The 22628-nt window shown below is 45.5% G+C and carries 18 protein-coding genes; 5 read left to right on the top strand and 13 right to left on the bottom strand.

Annotated elements, in window-relative coordinates:
• Window positions 1–7: 7 nt before the first annotated feature.
• Genes FHS57_RS21215 through FHS57_RS31690 form a run of 4 tightly spaced genes read right to left on the bottom strand, consistent with a single transcriptional unit; the run spans window position 8 to window position 2017 of the window.
• A complete protein-coding gene (locus tag FHS57_RS21215; protein ID WP_183977210.1) occupies window positions 8–385 on the bottom strand; it encodes a type II toxin-antitoxin system VapC family toxin in 378 nt (125 codons plus the stop codon).
• A 5-nt stretch (window positions 386–390) separates the two neighbouring features.
• A complete protein-coding gene (vapB, locus tag FHS57_RS21220) occupies window positions 391–600 on the bottom strand; it encodes a type II toxin-antitoxin system VapB family antitoxin (RefSeq protein ID WP_183977212.1) in 210 nt (69 codons plus the stop codon).
• A gap of 37 nt (window positions 601–637) precedes the next feature.
• Window positions 638–1318: a LytR/AlgR family response regulator transcription factor gene (locus FHS57_RS21225; RefSeq protein ID WP_183977214.1), complete on the bottom strand. Its 681-nt coding sequence runs from the start codon at window positions 1316–1318 to the stop codon at window positions 638–640.
• Between the two features lie 3 nt (window positions 1319–1321).
• Window positions 1322–2017, bottom strand: a complete 696-nt coding sequence (locus FHS57_RS31690) for a sensor histidine kinase (RefSeq protein ID WP_221225692.1) — start codon at window positions 2015–2017, stop codon at window positions 1322–1324.
• Between the two features lie 714 nt (window positions 2018–2731).
• Here FHS57_RS31690 and FHS57_RS21235 point away from each other — a divergent pair.
• From FHS57_RS21235 to FHS57_RS21250, 4 genes are all read left to right on the top strand, one after another.
• Window positions 2732–8215, top strand: coding sequence for an alpha-2-macroglobulin family protein (locus tag FHS57_RS21235; RefSeq protein WP_183977398.1), 5484 nt, complete (start codon window positions 2732–2734; stop codon window positions 8213–8215).
• Between the two features lie 123 nt (window positions 8216–8338).
• The gene (locus FHS57_RS21240; RefSeq protein ID WP_183977218.1) at window positions 8339–8713 is read left to right on the top strand and encodes a diacylglycerol kinase family protein; all 375 of its coding nucleotides are present in this window, start codon (window positions 8339–8341) and stop codon (window positions 8711–8713) included.
• A gap of 18 nt (window positions 8714–8731) precedes the next feature.
• Window positions 8732–9367 carry a hypothetical protein gene (locus FHS57_RS21245; RefSeq protein WP_183977220.1) on the top strand — a complete coding sequence of 212 codons (636 nt, stop codon included), beginning with the start codon at window positions 8732–8734 and terminating at the stop codon, window positions 9365–9367.
• Window positions 9368–9405: 38 nt separating this feature from the next.
• Window positions 9406–9711, top strand: coding sequence for a winged helix-turn-helix domain-containing protein (locus tag FHS57_RS21250; RefSeq protein ID WP_122932904.1), 306 nt, complete (start codon window positions 9406–9408; stop codon window positions 9709–9711).
• A 39-nt stretch (window positions 9712–9750) separates the two neighbouring features.
• Here FHS57_RS21250 and FHS57_RS21255 read toward each other — a convergent pair whose 3' ends face one another.
• From FHS57_RS21255 to FHS57_RS21270, 4 genes are all read right to left on the bottom strand, one after another.
• On the bottom strand, window positions 9751–10641 hold the full coding sequence (locus tag FHS57_RS21255; protein WP_183977221.1) for a porin family protein: 891 nt from the start codon (window positions 10639–10641) through the stop codon (window positions 9751–9753).
• A 183-nt stretch (window positions 10642–10824) separates the two neighbouring features.
• Window positions 10825–12039, bottom strand: coding sequence for a phospho-N-acetylmuramoyl-pentapeptide-transferase (mraY, locus tag FHS57_RS21260; protein WP_183977223.1), 1215 nt, complete (start codon window positions 12037–12039; stop codon window positions 10825–10827).
• A gap of 91 nt (window positions 12040–12130) precedes the next feature.
• On the bottom strand, window positions 12131–12646 hold the full coding sequence (locus FHS57_RS21265; RefSeq protein WP_183977225.1) for a hypothetical protein: 516 nt from the start codon (window positions 12644–12646) through the stop codon (window positions 12131–12133).
• Between the two features lie 95 nt (window positions 12647–12741).
• Window positions 12742–14799, bottom strand: coding sequence for a ComEA family DNA-binding protein (locus FHS57_RS21270; protein WP_221225693.1), 2058 nt, complete (start codon window positions 14797–14799; stop codon window positions 12742–12744).
• A gap of 215 nt (window positions 14800–15014) precedes the next feature.
• Here FHS57_RS21270 and FHS57_RS21275 point away from each other — a divergent pair, with 215 nt between their 5' ends.
• A complete protein-coding gene (locus FHS57_RS21275) occupies window positions 15015–17588 on the top strand; it encodes a phosphoenolpyruvate carboxylase (RefSeq protein ID WP_183977227.1) in 2574 nt (857 codons plus the stop codon).
• 101 nt (window positions 17589–17689) lie between these two features.
• Here the strand turns inward: FHS57_RS21275 and FHS57_RS21280 are convergent, their stop codons facing one another.
• The 5 genes from FHS57_RS21280 to FHS57_RS21300 form a co-directional block, all read right to left on the bottom strand.
• Complete coding sequence (locus FHS57_RS21280; protein WP_183977229.1) at window positions 17690–18310, bottom strand: putative polyvalent protein kinase domain-containing protein; 621 nt, start codon at window positions 18308–18310, stop codon at window positions 17690–17692.
• 183 nt (window positions 18311–18493) lie between these two features.
• A complete protein-coding gene (locus FHS57_RS21285; RefSeq protein ID WP_183977231.1) occupies window positions 18494–20281 on the bottom strand; it encodes a family 43 glycosylhydrolase in 1788 nt (595 codons plus the stop codon).
• Between the two features lie 24 nt (window positions 20282–20305).
• On the bottom strand, window positions 20306–21226 hold the full coding sequence (locus FHS57_RS21290) for an aspartate carbamoyltransferase catalytic subunit (protein ID WP_028523540.1): 921 nt from the start codon (window positions 21224–21226) through the stop codon (window positions 20306–20308).
• Between the two features lie 87 nt (window positions 21227–21313).
• On the bottom strand, window positions 21314–22177 hold the full coding sequence (locus FHS57_RS21295; protein ID WP_183977233.1) for a bestrophin family protein: 864 nt from the start codon (window positions 22175–22177) through the stop codon (window positions 21314–21316).
• Between the two features lie 112 nt (window positions 22178–22289).
• Window positions 22290–22613, bottom strand: coding sequence for a DUF3467 domain-containing protein (locus FHS57_RS21300; RefSeq protein ID WP_183977235.1), 324 nt, complete (start codon window positions 22611–22613; stop codon window positions 22290–22292).
• Window positions 22614–22628: the final 15 nt, after the last annotated feature.

A 22628-nucleotide genomic window follows, 5' to 3' on the forward strand; every position in this document is an offset into this window, starting at 1 on the left:
TTGTTTTTTACCAAGCTCTTTTAATGGGATAAGGGTCTATTTGATTATCTACACTTAGAAAAACATAATTATTAGAAAGAGCTTCGGCAATGAGTAGCCTATCGAAAGGGTCGCGGTGGTAGAGAGGCAGTTCTTTTACTGTTTTTATTGCATTTTCGGAAATTGGTAAAATGGTAATGGCTTCTTTTTGTACTTGTGAAATCAATTGATCAAGATCATATGAAAGAGATAGTTTCCCAATAGAAATTTTGATTGCGATTTCCCAAAAAGAAATTATGTGAACGAAACAGGTCTCATTCTCAATCAGTTTTTTTACTTTAGATGATAATTGGGGGTTATCTTCTAAATACCATAACATGGTATGCGTATCTAGTAAATACATCATTGGAACTACATATAATCTTTAAAATCTTCTAAAGGAGCATTGAAGTCATTAGACATATACGTGACCAATCCTTTCATACTTCCCGCTTTGCGTTTTGGCGCAGAACGCTTTGAATGGTATTTTGAAGATAAATAACCAATAAAGTCCAAAACCTCCTGCTGTAACGGGGTAGGTAATTTGTTGAATTCTTCTAACAGTAACTGTTCGGTCGCCATTTTATGCTTTTTCTACAAATTTAAACTTTTTTGTTTTTTATCCCAACAACACTCTTTCCACGCTTTCACGGTACGATTCACCAATGGGAATGGTGGTTTTGGTCAATACCAATTGATGTCGTTCAATTTTGAGGATTGCCTCAATGGCGACGATATACGACTTATGAACGCGTAAAAAACGCTCAGGAGGTAAAATGCGAAGCAGTTCGGTGACAGTCATGCGTGTAATGACGCGACGGCTGCGTTCGTAGATAAACAACAGGTTGGTGTCTGATTGAATGTACTGAATTTCACCCAGCGACACGCGCACCCAATCGTAGCCCTCTTTCACAAAAATGTAACCCTGCCCTTCCACCCGTTGGCTTTGCTGGGCATAGACGCGATTGGCGGCTTGTAAAAAACGGGGGAACTCAATCGGTTTCAGCAAATAATCCAATGCCTGAACGTCAAACCCTTGCACGGCAAATTCGGGGTAGGCGGTGGTAAAAATAACCTGCGTTTGTCCCTGAAGAATCCGTGCGAAATCGGTGCCAAGTAAATCGGGCATTTTGATGTCCAAAAACACGCAATCGACGCGTTCTTTTTTCAAAAAAGCTAGGGCTTCTTTGGGACTCACAAAGGTTTGTTTTAGGTCCAAAAATGGCACAAGGTGGGTATATTCTTCGATAACGGCCAAAGCCGCAGGTTCGTCGTCGATGGCGATGCAGGAAACGTTCATGGTTTACAATTGAAGCGTCAAATCTACGAGAAAAGTACTTTTTTCGGGGCCAAACGCCAAGGTATATTGGTGGGGATACAGCAACTCCAGCCTCTTTTGGGCGTTTGCTAGGCCCGTTCCTGCCCCTTTTTGGGGATCTTGTACCGTTAGAAGGCTATTTTCAACGCGCAGGTGGAGTTTTTTGTCTTCAATCGTTAAGCGAATAGTGACAAAGCTAGGCGCGTCCAAACTGATGCCGTATTGGAACGCATTTTCAATGAAGGGAATCAACAACAACGGTGCAATATCGGCGGGTTCTTGGTCCCAATGGATTGACGTATTGATGGATACGTGGGGGTGTTGCGGCAAGCGGGCACGTTGGAGGGCGAGGTACTTTTCAATAAATGCCAGTTCCTTTTCCAACGATGTTTTTTCGTGACGAATTTCTTCTACGCTGTGCCGTAAAATCCCCGATAATTGTTGTACCAACTGCGCCGTGGGCGTGTCTTTTTCGGTGAGGGCCGAACTGTAAATGGTATTGAGCGAGTTGAACAGAAAGTGAGGGTTTAACTGCGCTTTCAACGATTGAATTTCTACTTCGCGTTGCTGCTTTTCCAGTGCTTCTTCCCGCTTACGATTTTGCCAAACGTACATGACGAGGGTGAAAAAGGCAGTGTAGAGGAGATAGAAGATAATATCATCTACTCCTAAAACAAGCAAGCCATAGACAAATCTGTTTTGGGTAAGGATATGAAACGAATCAAGCAAAAGAGCTGAAAAAGAGCGGAAAAGGTTTCCGTTTTCCTTTTGGGTTTCAATCCAAGCCTGGTTTTTTTCATATTCGTAGGTATAATTGAAGAGAAGCCAATCATAAAAAGCCCACAGAATAATTTGTAGTATTAGTAGGGCTCCAATAAGGAGGCAAAATTTAATGGCAAAACGTTTAAACTGCTTTTGAAGCAGGAGCTGAAAAATGGATAAATAAAAGTAGGTTGATACAGAGGTAGCCAAAAAAGCCCAAATAAATGGGGCATCTTTCTTTGCAAATAGGTTTATAGCAATAATTTGCCATGGTATAAAAATGGTTACGTTTTTAACATGATAAATTTCGAAGTAGTTATTTGTAAAAAAATGCCATATTAAAAGTAAGAGCAATAAAATCCCATAATGAATCCAGAACAATCGCCATTTATTGATGTGCATAGCTGTATGGTTTAAGATGATGCCCCAAAGCAAATACAACCATCGGAGCGATAAAAATAAATGTGGTGAGTACTTCAAAACACGTGCTGTACCCCCTAAAAAATAGCAAAAAAGGCCCTCGCGAAGCCGTCAAATAATTGGCCGTACTTTTTGTTGCGTACTGTTCACAATTTACCGAACTTTCATCGTTTATTGGCCAAATTCTAAACCGTCTTTCCAATGCGCTCCTTTATGAAGCACTTCAGAGTCCCTCGCCTAGCAGGAGAGGGATTTAGGGTGAGGTTACTCGCTCTACTCACGCTTTTTTCCACCACCTTCCTCTCACAATGTGGAAAACTCAACGAAATTCGAGTAGTAGGTCGAAATTTTGAAGACGAAATCAACCTCGCTCAAAACTTGGTTTTTACGTTCAACAAAGACATCGTTCCCACGTCCGAACTCAACAGCTGGGAATCGACCAAATTTATTGAGTTTATTCCTGCCGTGGCGGGAAAATTTAAGTGGACAGCTCCCAACGAATTGGTGTTTTCGCCCGCGAGTGGGTTTGAACCTGCGACCGAATACCGCGCCGAATTGAGTAAGGAGTTGGCCAAGAAAACCATCGACAAACGCTACGACGTATCGGGCGACGATGTGACGTTTCATACGCCTTACCTCCAACTTACCGAGGCCGAAACCTACTGGACTAAGTCGCGCGAAACGGGTAAACCCTTGGCAAAAACCAAGTTATATTTTAATTATGACCTCAGCAGTGGTGAAATTGGCGGAAAACTCAGTGCCAAAAGCGATGAGAAAAAGTTAAATCCTTCCGTCATTCCTACGCAAAATGCGCCCGTGGTGACGGTCGCTTTGGGGGAAGCCCTCGCCGATAAAAATGAACAACCGCTCGAAGTAGCCGTTGAAAAAGGGGTAAAAGTTCCTAACACAACCTACACAAGCACAGCGCCTTTGGCCTTGTCGAGTAGCATCCCATCGGCCACAACGCTCGAAGTGAAAGACGTCAAAACGGGCTTTGAAAACAACCGAGGTATGGTGCGGGTCATTACGACGCAAGAACTGAAAAACGAGGATTTAAGCACCTATTACACCATTCAGCCTGCCGTACAGACCAAAGCCGAATTGACCGAAAATGGCTTCGTCATTCGGGGTGATTTTAACGAAACTGATACCTACGTGCTCACCCTCACCGACCAAGTGCAAGGAGTTTTGGGCGCGCGTTTGGAAGAACCCGTCAGTAAAGATTTGTTTTTTGGGCTGATGCCTGCCAGTATTTCGTTTGTCAACAAAAAAGCCATTTACCTCTCGTCAAAAGGCGCGCGAAATGTGGGCATCCAGATTGTGAACGTTCCGAAAGTACAGGTAAAAATTGCGAAAATTTACGAAAATAACATTTTGCAGTACCTCCGCAGCAACCGTTACGAAGAATACGGGTATTTGGGTGGAGGTGAGGATAATTGGGGGCCTACGGGAAATTACAACTACGACGAAGATTACAACCAAGTATTCAGCGATGTAGTAGTGGACAAAACGGTGGAAACCGATAATTTGCCCAAAGTAAAGGGCGTTTCAGCGTTGAATTTGGGGATTCCCGACGCGACCAATGAGTTTCGAGGAATTTATGTGGTGACGGTGCAGTCGAAAGATGAACAGTACAACCGCGCCATCAAAATGGTGTCGTTGTCGGACATTGGGCTCATTGCCAAACAAGGTAAAGATGAATTGTGGGTGTTTGCCAACTCGATTAAAACCGCCGAGCCGCTCGGTAAGTTGGAAGTTAGCTTGGTTTCGACCAACAACCAAACCGTCGTAAAAGGGAAAACCGACAGAGACGGGGTGGTGAAATTTGAGAAGTTGTCGGAAAAAGCGCCGAATTTTAAAATTGCGATGATTGTGGCCCAAACGCCGCGTTCGGAGGATAACACGGTTCAGGACTTTAACTACTTGTTGTTGGAAGATGCCCAAGTCGAAACCTCCCGTTTTGAGGTAGAAGGCAAACGCGATAATGCGTCGGGTTTTGAGGCGTTTGTGTATGGCGACCGCGACATCTATCGTCCAGGGGAAACGGTGCACTTTAATACCGTTGTTCGTCAACAAAATTGGAAAAGCGTGGGTGAAATTCCGTTGAAAATCAAAGTGATTTTGCCCAATGGAAAAGAATTGAAGACGTTTCGGGTCACTACCAACGGCCAAGGAGCCGTTGAAACTTCGGTAGCACTCGACAAAGCGGCCGTCACGGGTGGGTACAGTGTCGAAGTGTATAATGCCAATGATGTGTTGCTGACCTCCAAAAAACTGAGCATTGAGGAGTTTATGCCCGACCGTATTAAGGTGGACGTCAAAGCAAATCAAGACCATTACCGTACGGGGCAAACCATTCAGCTCAACGCAACGGCCCTCAATTTGTTTGGCCCACCTGCCTCGGGGCGAAACTACGAAATGGAATTTTCGTTGAAGAAAAAAGCCTTTTTTGCCGAAAAATACAAGGAATATATTTTTGATATACCCAACAATAGCAAATACGAAAACACCGTACGTCAAGGAGTAACCGACGACAACGGGCAGGCCAAAGAGGGCTTTGTGCTTCCTGCTACGTACCAAGATGTGGGTGTGTTGGAAGGAAAAATTTACGTAACGGTTTTTGACGAAACAGGCCGCCCCGTCAATCGCCTCAAGCGCTTTGACGTATTTACCCAAGACGTGTTTTATGGGGTACGAATGCCCGATAGCTACGTCGGGCTCAACGCCCCTGTTCCGATTGGTTTGGTGGCGGTGGACAAAGACGGTCGCCCCAAAGCAACCGCGACGGCCCACGTGGACATTGTGCGGATGGAGTATCAAACCGTCGTAGAAAAACAAAACGACCAGCTACGGTACGCGTCCAAAAAGCGGGAAAAAGTAGTGTATTCCAACGTAGTTTCGTTTAAAAATGGCCTATCCGAAGTACGATACGTGCCCACAGTGTCGGGCGAATACGAAGTTCGCATTCGTCGGGCAAGCGGCGTGGCAGGGTATTCGGTGACGCACTTTTACGCGTACGGTTGGGGAGGTACGTCGGCTTCGTCGTTTGAAGTAAGCAACGAAGGGGAGGTGTTGATGGAGTTCGATAAACCAGCTTACCAAGTCGGGGATAAGGCAAAGGTGTTGTTCAAAACGCCGTTTGCGGGAAAATTATTGGTGACGGTGGAGCGCAATCAGGTATTGGAGCATCATTACCTAGAAACCGACAACAAATCGGCCGAATTTACTTTCTCGTTGGGCGATGAGCATTTGCCCAATGCCTACGTTACTGCTACTTTGATTCGTCCGTTGGATAATTCAAATCTACCGCTGACAGTAGCGCACGGTTTTGCCTCGGTGAAAGTGGAAGAAGAAGATACCAAAATTCCCGTAGAAATTGTGGCGGTTGAAAAGTCGCGCTCAAAGACGAAGCAGAAAATAAAAATCAAAACGGCGCGGAATGCCCAAGTAACGGTCGCGGTGGTGGACGAAGGAATTTTGCAAATCAAAAACTTCCAAACCCCCGACATTCACGGGTTTTTCTACCAAAAACGAGCCTTAGAAGTCAATAGCCACGACTTATATCCGTTCCTTTTTCCCGAACTATCGTTGGCCTCCACAAGCAGCGTCGGGGGAGACGGCTACGATTTGGAAAAACGCATCAATCCCCTTTCCAACGGGCGAGTAAATTTGGTGGCGTACTGGTCGGGACAAATTGAAACAGGACTGAGCGGAGAAGCCGAGTTTGAGGTGGACATCCCGCAGTTTTCGGGCGATTTACGCATTATGGCCGTCGCCTACAAAGACAATGCGTTTGGGTCGAACAACAAAAATATGAAAGTGGCCGACCCTATTGTAATTAGTACGGCTCTGCCGCGCTTCTTGAGCCCAACCGATGAGGTAATTGTCCCCGTAAATATTAGCAACACCGAAAAAACAGCGGCCAATGTCACGGCAAGTATCGCTATCAGCGGGAAGTTATCGGCGGTTAGTCAGGTAACTCAGCGCCTAAGCATTGCCCCCGAAAAAGAAGCCAGAACGTATTTTACCATCAAAGCGGCCGAGGCGATGGGCAATGGCTCGGTGGTGGTGACGGTGAATAATGGCAAAGAGAAATTTGTCGAAAAAACGGAGTTAACTGTGCGCCCTGCCGCTTCGTTGCTCAAAGCGAGTCAGTCGGGAGTAATTGCGGGCGGTAGCACTGCTACCATTGATTTGCGAGGAAATGATTTTATCCCGTCAACCGTAACGAGCCGAATCGTAGTGAGTCGCTCACCGATGGTCCAATACGCCAAAGCCCTCGACTACCTGCTCGGCTATCCACATGGTTGCATTGAGCAAACGATTTCGAAGGCATTTCCCCAGCTTTATTTTGGGGAGTTGGCCAAAACGATTGCTCCCAAAACCTACCTCCTCAAAGCAGGCGAAAGCGATTTTAACCCGACTTTCAACGTCCAAGCGGCCATTCAAAAGGTAGAAAGTATGCAGTTGCCCAACGGTGCGGTAAGTTATTGGCCTGCTAGTACCGAGGAGTCGGCCTGGGGCACGGCCTACGCAACACACTTTTTGTTGGAAGCTCAGCGGGCTGGTTTTGAGGTGAATGCGTCGGCGCTGGGGCGGATGTTGGACTACCTGACGACCAAAGCAGGAACGGCCGCGACCGAATACGATTATGTTTACAACGAAACAGGCGGCTATACGCAGTTGACGATTGCGAGTCGCACGACGATGTATTCGTTGTACACCTTGGCCTTGGGTGGAAAAGCCAATCGGGCGTCGATGAATTATTACAAACAAAATCAACAGTTATTGACGCTCGACACGCGCTATTTATTGGCAGCGGCGTACAAGCAAATCGGTGACGAACGCAGTTATAAAGCGTTATTGCCCGCCGATTATGTGCCTCCAGTAGGAGCTAGAGGGCTAGGCGGAAGTTTTGCTAGTCCGATTCGTAACTTGGCTTTGACGGTTAATACCCTCATTGAAACCGACCCGAATAACCTCCAGATTCCTCGACTTGCCCGACGCTTATCAGAAGCGATGGCAGCGAGTTCGTACCTCAATACCCAAGAAGCGGCGTTCTCGTTTTTGGCGTTGGGTAAATTGGCCAAGAAAAACGCGAATTCGACGGCAACTGCCAAAATGACTATCAATGGCAAAGGGTATCAATTTGATGGAAAAGAGTTGATAGTTTCAACAAATAGCCCCCTTCGCGGGGTGGGGGCTGCCTCGGGCAAAGGCTCGGTCTATTGGTTTGCCCAAACGGAGGGCATCAGTGCCACAGGAACTTACACGGAAGAAGATGCAGGTTTGCGCGTTCGTAAACAATTCTTCAATCGCTTTGGACAACCAATCAGCACGTTCCGACAAAACGACTTGGTGGTGGTAAAGATTAGCCTCAGCAGCACCGACGGCTCGCCAGTTGAAAATGTGGTGGTGACGGATTTGCTCCCAGCGTCGTTTGAAATCGAAAACCCACGTTTGACCGAACCCCGCGATATGCCGTGGATTCAGGCACCTACTGTTCCCGATCACTTTGACATTCGCGACGACCGTATCAGTTATTATACTACCGCCACGTCCGAACCCAAAACGTTTTATTACATGGTTCGAGTCATTACCAAAGGCACATTCACGCTTGGCCCCGTAAGTGCTGATGCCATGTACTCGGGCGATTTTAGAAGTTATTCGGGTGGTGGAAAGGTAAAAGTGGACTAAAAACCTAGCCGAAAAGTGCTTAGATAGGGAGTGGACGTTAGTTTTCTGATGTCTTCTCCCTATCTTTGCATCAAACGAAAAAAACGTTTTGTTAGTAGAAAGCGTTTTGAATGAATAAATTCGATGGTTGATATTCGCAAAATGATTCGTAGTTTTAGCTATGCCTTTGAAGGAGTTGTAGCACTATTTCGTTACGAAAACAATGCGCGTTTTCACCTTATTGCGGCTTTTGGAGTAGTTTTGTTAGGAATGGTGCTTGGGTTAGAGCGCTTCGAGTGGGCGCTGGTGGCGATAGTAGTAGGAGCAGTTTGGGCAGCAGAAGCGTTTAATACGGCCATTGAAAAGTTGTGCGATTTGGTTTCACCCGATTACCATCCACAAATCAAAGCGGCCAAAGATTTGGCGGCGGCAGGCGTAATGATAACATCGGTAGTGGCTGTAGTGGTGGGAGCGATTGTGTTTGGCGGTAAGCTGTGGTGTTGGTTCTTGAATATGTAAATTCCATAAAATAAACAGATGGATTCTCACAATCAATCATTAGAAACCTTGACCGAGATTCGGGATTTGATGCAGCGTTCGTCAAAATTCCTGTCTTTAAGTGGTTTGTCAGGGATATTCGCTGGTATTGTTGCACTCGGGGGGGCGTTAGTGGCGTATTTGCGTCTCAAAACCGATGCGCTGAGTTACGATGGCATGAGCGACGTTTCGGAGCTCACTCGCGGTGAAATGATGCGTTTTGTGCTCCTCGATGGAACCATCGTCTTGGTTTTAGCATTAATTTTTGGGGTATTCTTTACCATCCGTAAAGCAAAGAAGTCGGGGCAAAGTGTTTGGAATAGTACATCAAAACGCTTGGTCATTAGTTTAATGATTCCGCTCGTAACGGGAGGGATTTTTTGCTTAGCGATGTTTTATAGAGGTATTTTGTGGGTGAGTTTTCCCGCAACCCTCATTTTTTACGGATTAGCCCTGCTCAATGCTAGTAAATACACCGTTCGTGACGTCGAATACCTGGGTATTTGTGAAGTAATTTTAGGCTTGATTTCACTGTTTATGACGGGGTATAACTTACTGGTCTGGGCGCTAGGATTTGGAGTTCTTCACATTGTTTATGGAACTTACATGTATTTTAAGTACGACATAAAACGCTAGCAGATTACCCTACTGCAACTAAAGAAAAGACACACTAAATGCTCGAACATTTCAATAAAGCTTTTGAGAGTAAGGCAAGGTTAGGAATCATGTCGGTGTTGATTGTCAATGAGTCGTTGAGTTTCAACGCCCTCAAAGACCTCCTTCAACTGACCGACGGAAACCTCGCTACGCACCTGCGCGCGCTCGAAGAGCAAGGGTATGTGAGTGTTCAAAAACAATTTATTGGACGAAAACCCAACACTACCTACGCCGCTACCGACGATGGCCGCACGGCGTTTACGCAGCACCTCAATACCCTAGAAGCATTTATTCGCTCAGGAACTTTTCAAGAAACGAAATGAGCGCGTGAATTTATACTCACGCGCTCATTTCGTTTGTGATTAATTCCCCCCAAGCGGAATCAATAGCCCTACCGACCCTTGGATGTTTCGCGTAAACATTTTACTCGCAGCAGGCACATCCCCGTCGCTACCAAGACCATAATAGTAGCGTCCTTCAATGAGCAATTGTGCCCTTCCAAGTCCCAACGCTACCCCTGCACCTCCCACAGCTCCGTATTCGAGACGTTGATCACCCGAGTCAAATTTCAAGTCAGTGGTGGTCGTAATGCCACTAAAGGTTGTTTTCGCCTTGCCACTGAGGGCATAGCTTCCAAAGCCTCCTGCATTGATAAAAAACTTCGTGGGGCCATTACCAAGCGATACTTTGAACAAAAGCGGGACGGTCACACTGTTGAGGCGGCTTTCGCCCACGAGCAAATTTCCTGCTTGCGAGGCGCTGATTTTATAGGCTGTTTGAGAGTACAGGATTTCTGGCTGAACTGAAAACGTTTTTCCACCAAGTTCTACCACCAACCCACCGTGGTAGCCCAACAGAGGGTCAACGGTGATTCCGCTGGCTGTGATGGCATCTGAAGTGATAGAACTGTAATTGACACCGCCTCTAAGACCTATTTTTACCCCAAATCCACCTTCGCTTGCCATCGCGGGTGCTGGTGCAGGGATAGGTTTAGTAGTTTTGGGCTTGGCTGGCTCAACCGTTTTGGCCTGCTTGGGAGGTTTAGAGGGAGCGGTGGTTTTCTCAGGTTTTTGGGTAGTAGTTTTCGTTTTTTCTTTTGATTTATCAGTGGTCGGCGTTTTAGGCTTGATTCCGTGGAGTTTATCATATTGCTCTTGCATACTTGGAGTAGGCTGCGTTTGAGCAAGGGTAGTTTGTGAAAATCCAGTAACAAAAAGAGCGGCACACAGCAGCAGTGTCGAGAGCTTATTCATGATTTGTTGGAGTTAGGAAAACACTGATTTAAAAAGTTTACAAAAGTGCAGATTTTTACCCGTACCCTTCTGAGGGATTGTACGGTTTTTATCTACGTGTTTTTACTTGTTTTGGATGTGTAAAACAAAAACGGCGAGTGACTTATAGAAGTTGCTCGCCGTTGCAAAAAAAGATGTGTTTGGTTAGCGGAGTTTCAACGTAACCAAGGTGGCAATGGCCAAAATAATGCCCACAATCCAGAAACGTGCCACGATTTTAGCTTCGTGGTATCCCTTTTTCTGAAAATGGTGGTGAAGCGGCGACATCAAGAAAATGCGCCGCCCTTCGCCGAATTTTTTCTTGGTATATTTAAAATAACTCACTTGCATAATGACGGAGAGACTTTCGGCAAAGAAAATTCCGCACATAATAGGAATCAGTAACTCTTTCCGAATCGCCAACGAAATAACGGCGATGACGCCCCCGAGCATCAAGCTGCCCGTATCGCCCATAAACACTTGGGCGGGGTAGGAATTGTACCATAAAAATCCAATACAAGCCCCCACAAAAGCCGCCACGAAAATTACCATCTCCCCAGAGTTAGGAATGTACATGACGTTGAGATACTGCGAAAATTTGGCATTTCCCGATACATAAGCCAAAACGCCCAGCGTAAGTCCAATAATAATAGAAGTACCCGCGGCAAGACCGTCGATACCGTCGGTAATGTTGGAGCCATTGGACACAGCCGTAATGATGAAAATAGCAACGATGGTATAAATAATCCAAGAATAGCTGTCAGGAAGAAGTCCAAAAAGAAGGTTTGAATAGTCAAACTCATTGTTTTTGATGAAAGGAAGCGTCGTAACGGTAGGGTTAATGAGGTCATTATAACGCTGAACCTCGCCAATGGCCGAGCTAATGAGGGGTTTGTCATAAATCCGAATTTTAACGTGTTGGTTAAACGACAACGTAATCCCAACAATCAATCCGAGCCCTACTTGGCCTACTACCTTAAACTTTCCATGAAGTCCTTCTTTGTTGTTTTTGAATTTTTTGAGGTAATCGTCAACGAACCCAATCAAGCCTGTCCAAACCGCCGTGATGAGCAGTAAAACGATATAGACGTTGGAGAGTTTGGCAAAAAGAAGCACGGGAACTAACAAAGAAGCCAAGATGATAAACCCGCCCATGGTTGGGGTTCCTTTTTTCTCCATCTGTCCATGAAGTCCCAAGTCACGAATGGTTTCGCCAATTTGTTTGGTACGTAAAAAATCAATGATACGTCGTCCAAAAATGGCCGCGATGAGGAGCGAGGTGACGGTAGCTCCTAACGCCCGAAACGAAATATATTGAAATACCCCTGCCCCAGGGAAATTGAAGGTCTTGTCTAAATACGAAAATAGGTAATAAAGCATAGTAAATTGGAGGTTAGGCAAACGCAAAAATGCCTATACTTGGCACGATGTCGGCAAGTATAGGCATTTTTAAGAAAATCAGAAAAAGAAATTAGTCTTCTAAATGAAAAGCCGTTTTGACCATCTCATAATCGCCCATGTTAATCGGGGATTTTTTGACCAACGAATTTGGAATTAACACATAGCGGTACTGCTGCTCGCCCATGGGTTTTAGGTTGCCTTTCAAGCCAATCATCACAATTTTTAGGGTAGAGGGCGTAGGCATGGTATAGTCAAAACGCAATTCGGCGCTGTTTTGGCGAATGTTAAAAGGCATGGGATGTATTTGCTCGTCAATTTTAGAATAGACGTACAACTGATTCCCTTCTAACAACGACGGGCTTAATTGTTTGGACGTTAGCTCGCAAGTACGAGCGGGTAAGCCAAATACCGTTGTCGTCACCCATTGGTTGGCATCAATCCAGTCCGACGTAATTACTTCGGAAGTATTGAGGTTAATAAACGAGGGAGTATGCGATGCGGTTTTTGTGCCAGTACAATTAATCATCCAGCCTAAAAATACAATCATTAAAATCCCTAAAATTCCAAAGCGGTAAAAACGATTCATAAAAAACAATTGAAAAGCAGAGGGTTATATACCTTTTAGATACGTTAACCATCACTTATCAAAAGTTATGCCAAAGTTAAATTTGTTGAAAATCACTAAAAACGATAGCGTACTTGGCATTTAATATCTGTTCGGTTTGTACCTTGGATTTCGTCCACGTATGAGCTGAGGGCTTCGCGTTCGGGCATGGTTGTGCGCGAAATCCGCAACCAAATATCTGTGTGTGCATTTGCCGAATACCGCAGCAACAAAAAATGCCGAAAGCCACGTTCGTAATAAGCAGGCATCGAAATCGCGTATAGTACATCCTGCTCTACGGCGTATTGCCGAGCGTCGTAGCTATCGGTATTATACGCAGAAACGCGGGCGGTAGCCGCCAATTTGTTCCACTTGGCCGTTACTTCTTGCAGCACCAACCATCCTTTGTCGGCTTTGAAGCCGTGGTAACCAAACGTCCCTCCCTGGATTCGACTGCGAAACGACCAACTGCGGTGGGGAGCATATTCGGCATTCAGCACGAGGGTACGGCGCAGGGTTTGGGTTACAAATTTTTGTTTTGACAAATCAGACGCGATGTTTTTTTCTTTTTGCTCTTGGCGGTAAACGGCGTACAACGTCCATTTTTTGGAAGGTGTCCACGTGCCCTGTACCAGATAATCCCAACCTTTGGTAGGTTGTTTATCGACTAAATATTTATACCAAGGGAAGCGATAGAGGTCAACGTAAGTCGCTAATTTTAGTCGCTTATGAACGCTGTATTTTGCCCCCAAGTACAGCCCCGCTTCGTTGATAGTACGGCTGTTTTCACCAAAAGCATTGGCATAAAAACTATGGAAGTTTCTGTCAAAATTCCGAAAAAGGAGGGAAGCATCCCAGCGTTTGGTGAGGCTGGCGAGTACGCCCACAACGGTACCCGTTCCACCGCTTTTGGAGCGTGCTGTTTCACCAAAAAAATGAAAGTTTCGCCAAACATAATTGCCATGAAGCCCCAAAAGGTGATTATGTTTTCCCCGAAATTCAAATTCATTGCGTGGTGCTTCTGCCTTCTGCAACGGATAGTCAAAAGAAGTACGAAGATAGGTAGCACCTAGTTGCCCACGGTCAAGATGATACACCAAATGCGCTCCCGCGTTTTGTTCTACGAGGTTGGCGCGGTATTGGAGTTCGTTGGGAATGCGAAAAAGCCCGTCGGTTTGGAACGAGCTGACGGTTTGTTGAGCGGTGAGTGTTCCACTCTGCCGAACCCGAGAAAGTAGCGTGGTGAGTTCGAGACGCTTGCCCAAAGAATACGTAGCCGCAATGCCGCGAAAAAAGCCCGTTTCGGTGACAGAAGTGTAGGGGCGGATGCCTGTCGTGGGGCGACGAATGGTATAAACGGTTTCCATGCCTTTCCCCAGCGAAAAACCCGCCGAATAAATTAACCCTTGTCCTACTTGGAGTTGGTAATCGCCCAAAATGAGGTTTTTGAGGCGACCACGGTGCTGTACTTGGGCGTGAAATGATAAAAAATCAGGGCCGTACTTGTGCGCCGAAGGCTTCCACGAAAAAGCTTCTCCCTCGTCTTTTTCGGCCGTAATGCCAAAACTAAAGTCGCGGCTTCGGCTGTAGCGATAGCGAGCGTACCATTGCAGCGGACTACCCGCAAATTTCTGCAATGTCCCATCGCGTGACTGGGGTGCGTCGGCCGTAGCTCCGCGTTTTTGTTCCAAAAGTTGCTCTGTTCTTACCAAAAAATAATGGTCACTAGGATTGGTCAATCCATTCCATAATTTTCGGTTTTGAGGGGCAACAGTGACGAAGGGGAGCAATCGGTAAATGAGTGCTAGCTCAAACTCAGGAATAGCCTGTAACTCATAGATAGAGAGGAAAATGCCAAACTGAGCGCGGTACTCAAAGAAGCGATTGAGCTGACGTTCATTGAGGAGATACGTGGCGGCTAGTTCTTCGCGCGTGCAGGTGTTGAGGTCGAGCGGAGCAGTGTAGAGCTGAATCAGATTCTCATAGACCGTGCCATAATTGAGGTCTTCTGCCGTGATGGGCAGCAGGTTCTGAACAAATGAAGTGGGGTCAATTTCGCGGCGGCGAAATTCTTGCGCATAGGAAACGGTTCCAACTAAGCCAACCCCAAACGAGAGAAAAAGTAGTGATTTCAAACGAGTAAAAATGGATACGTTTAAACATACAATGGTTTCTTCTTTGTGTTTGAGAATTGAACATAACGTATGATTGTTAGGGTTAAATTAAGAAATTTTCAATAAAACCCCTACTTTAATTATTAAAATTGATAAGAATTGGCCTTTTTTCTTGAAAATGTACAATTTTATGCTTTTATTCGCTGTCTAATACCCACCTAACATTAACAACCCACATGCCTAACGTTTATCAAGACGCTGTTGTAACGAAATATAACATTTTCAACAGCCTGTTTCTGAGCTTACCGTTTCAGGACATCTACCGTACGGGTACGCTTCTTCCGTTGCTTGTTCAGGCGAGTGAGGAAGGGTTTAATGCGGGCAAAAGCCCTTTGCAAATCATCGAGTCGTTTTTTGAGGAATACACCGAAAATGCGACCGAAGATGAACGTCGCGACTTGCTATTTAACTTAATCAAGTTCATCGAACGGCAGGTTGTATTGTTTGATTCCGTAGAAGATGCGGGTTTTGACCACACACATGACAGCAATGGGCAAGGGTCGATTACGCAGCTGCTCAATCGCGTCGATAGCGACGATTTGCGCCAAAAACTCCTTCGTAAGTTGGAAGATTTTTGCGTACGCATCGTGTTGACAGCGCACCCTACGCAGTTTTACCCAGGCAAAGTACTCGGTATCATTACTGATTTGGAAGAATCCATCAAAGACAATGACTTTGTGGAAGTAAACCATCTTCTGTTGCAGTTGGGAAAAACGGGTTTTATCAACAAAAACAAGCCGACGCCGCTGGATGAAGCCATGACGTTGTGTTGGTTTTTGGAGAACGTATTTTACAAAGCCATTCCGATGCTTGTGCAGCGCCTGCTCAATGGCCTTGAAGTACCGATGCACGAATGGACACACACGGGTTTGTTCCGCTTGGGCTTTTGGCCTGGAGGCGACCGCGACGGAAACCCGTTTGTTACTTCAGACGTGACATTGGAGGTGGCTGACCGCTTGCGCCAAATATTGCTCAAGTGCTATTGGCGTGATATTAAATACCTCAAGCGCCGATTGACGTTTAATGGCGTAGAGGAGTTTATCTCAACGGCAGAGCGTAAGACCAACAACGCGATTTATTACCCTGATCAAGAGCACTACACCAAAGCCGAAGAACTATTGGCGGACTTGAGCCAAGCCCGAGAGGTATTGGTTCGCGACCATGACTCGCTCTTTGTGGAGTTATTGGATGAAACAGTGCTGAAAGTCAAGCTATTTGGTTTCTTCTTTGCTAGTTTGGATATTCGTCAAGTAAGTCCTAAACACTCGTTGGCGTGGCAGGAGATTCTTACGAAAATTGAAAAACAAGTTCCTGTTTTCTCATTCTCTGATTATGAAAGTTGGGATGAAAAACGAAAAATAGATTTCTTGTTGTCGTTGCAGGTAGAATTGGCAGAAAGCGATTTCAAAGACCCGATTACGCAAGATATTTACGGGTCGATGTTAGCCATTCGTGAAATTCAGAAACGAAATGGAATAGAAGGGGCTCACCGCTACGTCATCAGCAACTGTGCGAGTGCGCTGAATGTGGTGGAAGTATTGGCACTGTTTAAAAATGTGTGGAAAACGGATGATTTGCACGTTGATATTGTCCCGCTTTTTGAAACCGTAGATGACCTTGCGAATGCGTCGGAGGTAATGAAAATGTTGTACGAAAATCCGTATTACCGTGCGCATTTAGCCAAGAGAGGCAATCAACAAACCATCATGGTGGGTTTCTCCGATGGAACCAAAGATGGAGGATATTTGCGGGCAAACTGGTCAATTTTCTCGGCCAAAGAACAACTCACAAAGATTTCGCGCGAGTACGATGTCAAAGTGACCTTCTTCGATGGTCGTGGAGGGCCTCCAGGTCGTGGGGGTGGCAACAACCACGCGTTTTATGCGTCGTTGGGGAAAGATATTGAAGACAAAGAAATTCAGTTGACGGTTCAGGGACAAACCATTAGCTCCAACTATGGTACTGTACCAACGGCCATTTATAACCTAGAAAGATTGTTTACGGCAGGATTGGAAAACAATCTTTTTATGTCCAAAAACACCAAAGACCAACTTTCTGAAGCCGATAAGGCATTGATGGAGGAGTTGGCCGATGCGGCATATCATGCGTATTTGGGACTCAAAAACCACCCGACGTTTGTGCCGTATTTGGAGAAAATTACGCCTTTGCGTTTTTACGGACAAACCAAAATTGGTAGCCGCCCCGACAAGCGTGGAAGCGGCGGTGGACTCAAGTTTGAAGACCTTCGTGCCATTCCGTTTGTAGGTTCTTGGGCCCAAATGAAACAAAATGTACCTGGTTTTTACGGGTTTGGGTCGGGCTTGGAAACGTTGAAAAACGAAGGGAAAATGGATGCTTTGAAGAAGCTCTACAAGCGTTCGTTGTTTGTTCGTACGTTGGTCGAAAACTCAATGCAGTCGCTGATGAAGGCGTACTATCCAGCTACCAAATACCTCCAAGACAATCCAGAGTTCGCAACGATTTGGAACATGATGTTTGAGGAATACGAGCGTAGTATTGCGTTGATGTTGGAGTTTTCGGGGGAGAAAGACCTGCTTAACCAAAATCCCGTTACCAAAGAATCCATCAAGATTCGGGAGCGAATTGTCTTGCCGTTGATGACGATTCAGCAGTACGCGCTTCAAAAACTACAAAGCGGAGAACTCTCTGCCGCCGACGTGGATGTGTATAACAAACTTGTCATTCGGGCGATGTTTGGTATCATCAACGCCGCGCGTAACTCTGCCTAATCCTTTTTTCACCTTCCCGAAAGTTTTAAACTTTCGGGAAGGTTGAGATAACTTCTTCGTATTGATTGGCTATGGGGCGTATTTTTCAATAGTGCTTTCTTCTAATGGGTAATCAAATAAATAGCACTGTCAATAAAAAAGAAAAGCCCCTGATTAGTTAATACATTTTCGTCGTGAAGGTCTTCAAGAATAATGCCTAACTCTGGATGAAAAAAATCATTATTTTTCTTGTGCTTAAATCCATTATTTTCCAAAAATAACCTAAGTGCAGAGAGGTCAGTAGGCTCTGTAGATTCAATAAATGGCTGCTTAACAACAGCATAGAAGATGTTCTCTTGCTGATAAAAACCCAATAATTGGTAAGCGGTGTTAGGGAACAAATAATTGTGGATCAGTAAGCTGACAAAATAGTCTTCCCAGCTTAAATAGAAAATGGTATCGTTGATTTTGATAACATTCTTTCCATCTTCATTCAGATAGACTTTTTGTTCGGCACCTTCTCCAATATAGGCATTTTGAGGTATTGCAGTGTACCAAAGATGATAGCGAGAGGCAAAGGTAGTGAGGTGTTTTACCTCGTCTTCTTTATTGACGAATTTTGATTTTTCAATCTTTCCACTTGCTGTTTGGCCTTTTCTAAGGTAAAAGAGGGTTGTTTGGATAAGATCTGTTTCTGTAATTCCGCCAGTTCCTTCAAGGATATGTCTAAGTTCATCGGTCATTTTTTTTATCAAAGATAACTACGAAACTGATTTTTAGCAAAAGGTCGATTTACCCCTCGTCACTCCACCTTCATCACCGCTGTGCGTTTCCCTATTTTTATCGAGGGCTTTGAGGTAGTACTCGTTTTTGTTATATATCATAATCATTCACCCTCCCGAAAGTTTCAAATTTTCGGGAAGGTTTTACTCCACTTTCATGACCGCTGTCCGTTGCCCAATGCCATTTTCGTTGAAAGGCTCAATGGAAAGGTAATAAGTCGTATTTTTATCGAGGGCTTTGAGGTAGTATTCATTTTTGTTGTACACCATCACGCTGCTATACAACTTGTCGGGGGCGATACCATAATGGATATTGTAGCCCTGCGCGCCGCTTTCGGGGTACCATTTGAGCCACGCATTCCGCTTGTCGTCTTCTTGTCGGAGTACCACAAAGCCTTTAACGGCGTTAGCCACTTTCCCCTTTCCTTTTCCAAATACCCGCAGCCCACTGATGGCAAACTTACCCGTAGCCATGTGAAGATTTTCTAGTTTAATAAAACGCGTTTCAACGGGTTTGTTCAGCTCAATGTAATCGTGGGGGACGTCGGTCTTGTTTTTGCTTTTGTCCACCAACAACTGCCATTTTTTACCGTCTAGCGAATGCCAGAGACGGTACTGGTGGTAGATATTGGTAAATTTCCCCAAATACATCGAATCCACGTCTTGGTCAGCATAGTTGATTTGAATGGCATTGACCGTCGATACCTCGCCCAAGTCGCTTTGTAGCCACTCGCCTGCGTTGGCCGAAGTAGCACTCCAGTAGGTTTTGATGTCTTCGTCCACGGCGAAGTTGGGCGTAAAACCACTCAATGATGAGGAAACCTGTACAGGCTTGTTGTAATTTAACAACATCCAGCCCGTAAAACGACTTGTAAGGTGGTCAGCTTTGCCCGTGGGTAACGTATGGGGATAGTCGCCAAACGTGGTGTTAGAATACATAATGCCGTCGTTGTCAAAACCCGTGGGAAAGAGTACCAAACGGCGTTCGAAGTTGTTTTTGACGGCCACAACACCCGTCGTGATGTGCCACCAATTGCCAAACGTATCTTTGAAACTTCCGCCGTGACCTGCCCCGCGCACAAATCCGCCAGGTTTATAACAAAACGGGTTGTGTTTTTGGTAGGTAAATGGCCCCAATGGGCTATCTGATACATAAACCCCGTCGGCGTATCCGTTAAACTCTGTTCCAGGGGCGCCGTATTGGAAATAGTATTTTCCGTTGTGTTTGTCCACCCACGCACCTTCGATAAACGGTTTTAAGAAAATATTGTCGTTATAATCGCCAAAACGTTCCCAGCCGTGTTGGTCGTCGTGGAGGCGAACGAGTTCTTTGCGCTCGCCGATGGGTTGGAGCGTTTTGGGGTTGATTTCCCAACCGTACAAGGGGTAAAAATTGCTAGAACCGTAGTAAAGGTAAAGACGTTTGTCGTCGTCGTACAAAAAGGCAGGATCCCAAGCTGCCCCTTCAAAAGCCGAAACGGCAATTTCCCAGTCATCAACCGTGGGGTTGGTACTTTTCCAAATTGCAAACTCTTTGGTATGCGTAGAACCAATAACGTAGAGCGTATCGTCCATGGCCCAAACGGCGGGGGCGCATAGTTCGTCATAGACTTTGTTGTGCGGAAGGAGAAACTTACGACTTACAAAATTCCACGTTGACAAATCTTTGCTCCACCAATAGCCCCATTGGTTGGTAGAAAAAAGAAAATAGGTGCCTTTGAAATTGACAATGACGGGGTCGGCGGTGGCACGATGTCGTCCTGCTTCCGAAAAATTGGGAATGGGAGTAAAGCCATAATCCAGATTAATCGGGTTGCAGTACGTTCGTGTTTGGGCAAAAGTTGAACCAAATGCAAAAAAGAGCAAGAAGCAAAAGGCCACAGCCTTAGCCGTATGCGTAGTAAACGCACGACTTTTTGGTAGTATTTTCATGATAGGTTATCTATTAGCTCCCAACTACTGTTGAGCCAATAGATAAAGCACCGCCATGCGCACAGCTACTCCGTTTTCTACTTGGTTTAAGATGATACTTTGACGCGAGTCGGCGGCATCCGACGTAAGCTCAACCCCACGGTTGATAGGCCCAGGGTGCATCAAGACAATGTCGCGGTCGAGTTCGTCGAGCATTTGACGGTTGATGCCAAAATACAACGAATACTCACGAAGGCTTGGGAAATACTTTACTTGCAAGCGTTCCAGCTGAATACGAAGCACGTTGGCGACATCGCACCATTGGAGCGTTTCTTTTACGTTGTGGCTTACTTGCACACCCAACGAAGAAATGTATTTTGGGATAAGTGTAGTGGGCCCACACACGCGGACCTCAGCGCCTAGTTTTTTGAGGCAAAAGATATTAGAAAGCGCAACCCGAGAGTGAAGAATATCGCCAATGATGGCAATCTTTTTTCCCGCCAAATCGCCAATTTGTTCACGAATGGAAAACGCGTCTAACAGCGCTTGGGTAGGGTGCTCGTGGGTGCCGTCGCCTGCGTTTACGACATTGGCAGGAATCCGTTCAGACAAGAAATGCGGAGCGCCTGGGCTACTGTGCCGCATCACAATCATATCGACTTTCATGGCCAAAATGTTGTTGACGGTATCGAGCAAGGTTTCTCCTTTTTTGACCGAACTTCCCGAAGCAGAAAAATTAACTACGTCGGCAGAAAGTCGTTTTTCGGCCAATTCAAACGATAAACGAGTACGGGTAGAGTTTTCAAAAAAAACGTTGGCAATCGTCACATCGCGTAAAGAAGGGACTTTTTTGATGGGCCGATTGATGACGTCTTTGAACTGAGTAGCCGTATCTAAAATCGTGTAAATATCTGATTCGGTGAGGTTTTTGATGCCGAGTAGGTGCCTTACGGAAAGTTGTGACATGGTCAGGAGCACAAAAAAAGTTTTGCAAAGGTACAAATCCCTGCACGTTTGCGAAATATTCTGCCTCAAAAACCTTGAAAAGTATGCTTATAGAATCTCGTCGAGGTTGGCTTTGATGGTCTCGTAAATGGTATCCGTAGGGAGGTCGTTGGCGTCGGTTCCGAAAGGATCTTCAATTTCTTCGGCCAATACTTCGATGCTGGCGAAGATGTAGAAAACGATGGCTACAATGGGGGCTGCCCAATACTTAAACTCTACCACAAACCCAATGGGCATCGTAAATACGTACAAGAAAATGACTTTTTTCAAAAACAAACTGTAGGCAAACGGAATGGGCGTGCGCTTGATACGCTCACAGCCACCGATGTTGTCGGTAAAAGAGCGGAGTTCTTCATTGATGAGGAAAAGCTGGTCGCCCGTAAGCTGTTTGTGTTGGTAAAGGGTATTGACTTCGTCATAAATCGCCCCCATAATTTGGTTGGGAACGTGCTTTTTTTTGCTGTAAAACTGGCTGTCGTATTCCCCTATATTCTCTAGGTGCTTCACATGCACTCCCGAACGCAAGTGTTCTTTTGCGGCAAGAATGTAGTTGGTAATGAGTACTTTGAACGTCTTTCGGATTTCGGGATGATGGGGTAAAAACGCGTTGAGTTTAAGCGCTAAGTTGCGCGAATTATTCACAAAACTTCCCCAAAGCCGACGGCCTTCCCACCAGCGGTCGTAGGCGGTATTGGTACGAAAAACCAACAACATCGAAAGCACAAAACCTACCAACGAGTGAACGACCGTCGTGTTTTTGAAAGAGGCGTGAAAAATATCGTTTTCGATGTAGGCGACTACCACTGTGTAAGCTGCAACGCCCAGAATTCCAGGCAATAAAGAACGAAAAGTGTCGCTTTTGTGGAACGCAAAAATAAGCTTCCACCAATCTTTGGGATTATAACTAATCATGGAGAATGTCGAGGGGAGAATGCAGAGTAAAGAATTCAGAATGTCGAGGGTAGAGTGCAGAATGTCGAATAAAACTCACTCGACATTCTGCACTCTACCCTCGACACTCCATTTAGGCTTCGCCCATAGGGCCGCCAAAATTCATAAAGGGAAACTCTTCTTCGCTAGATTGGCGAATGTCGCCGTGGGCATCTTCAAATTTACGGATGTTGTCTTTTAAAGCGGCCAACAAACGTTTGGCGTGCTCGGGGGTAAGAATAACTCTTGCTTTCACTTTCGCTTTGGGAACGTTAGGCATGAGACGGATGAAATCTAAGATAAATTCGCTGTTGGAATGGGCAATCATAGCCAAATTAGAATAAACGCCTTCGGCCATTTCTTCTGAGATTTCGACGTTGATTTGTTGTTCGATTTCGATGTGTTTATCTTCTTGCATGGTATATGTTGGTAT

Origin of the sequence: Runella defluvii, assembly GCF_014195535.1 — a bacterium.
GTDB lineage: Bacteria > Bacteroidota > Bacteroidia > Cytophagales > Spirosomataceae > Runella > Runella defluvii.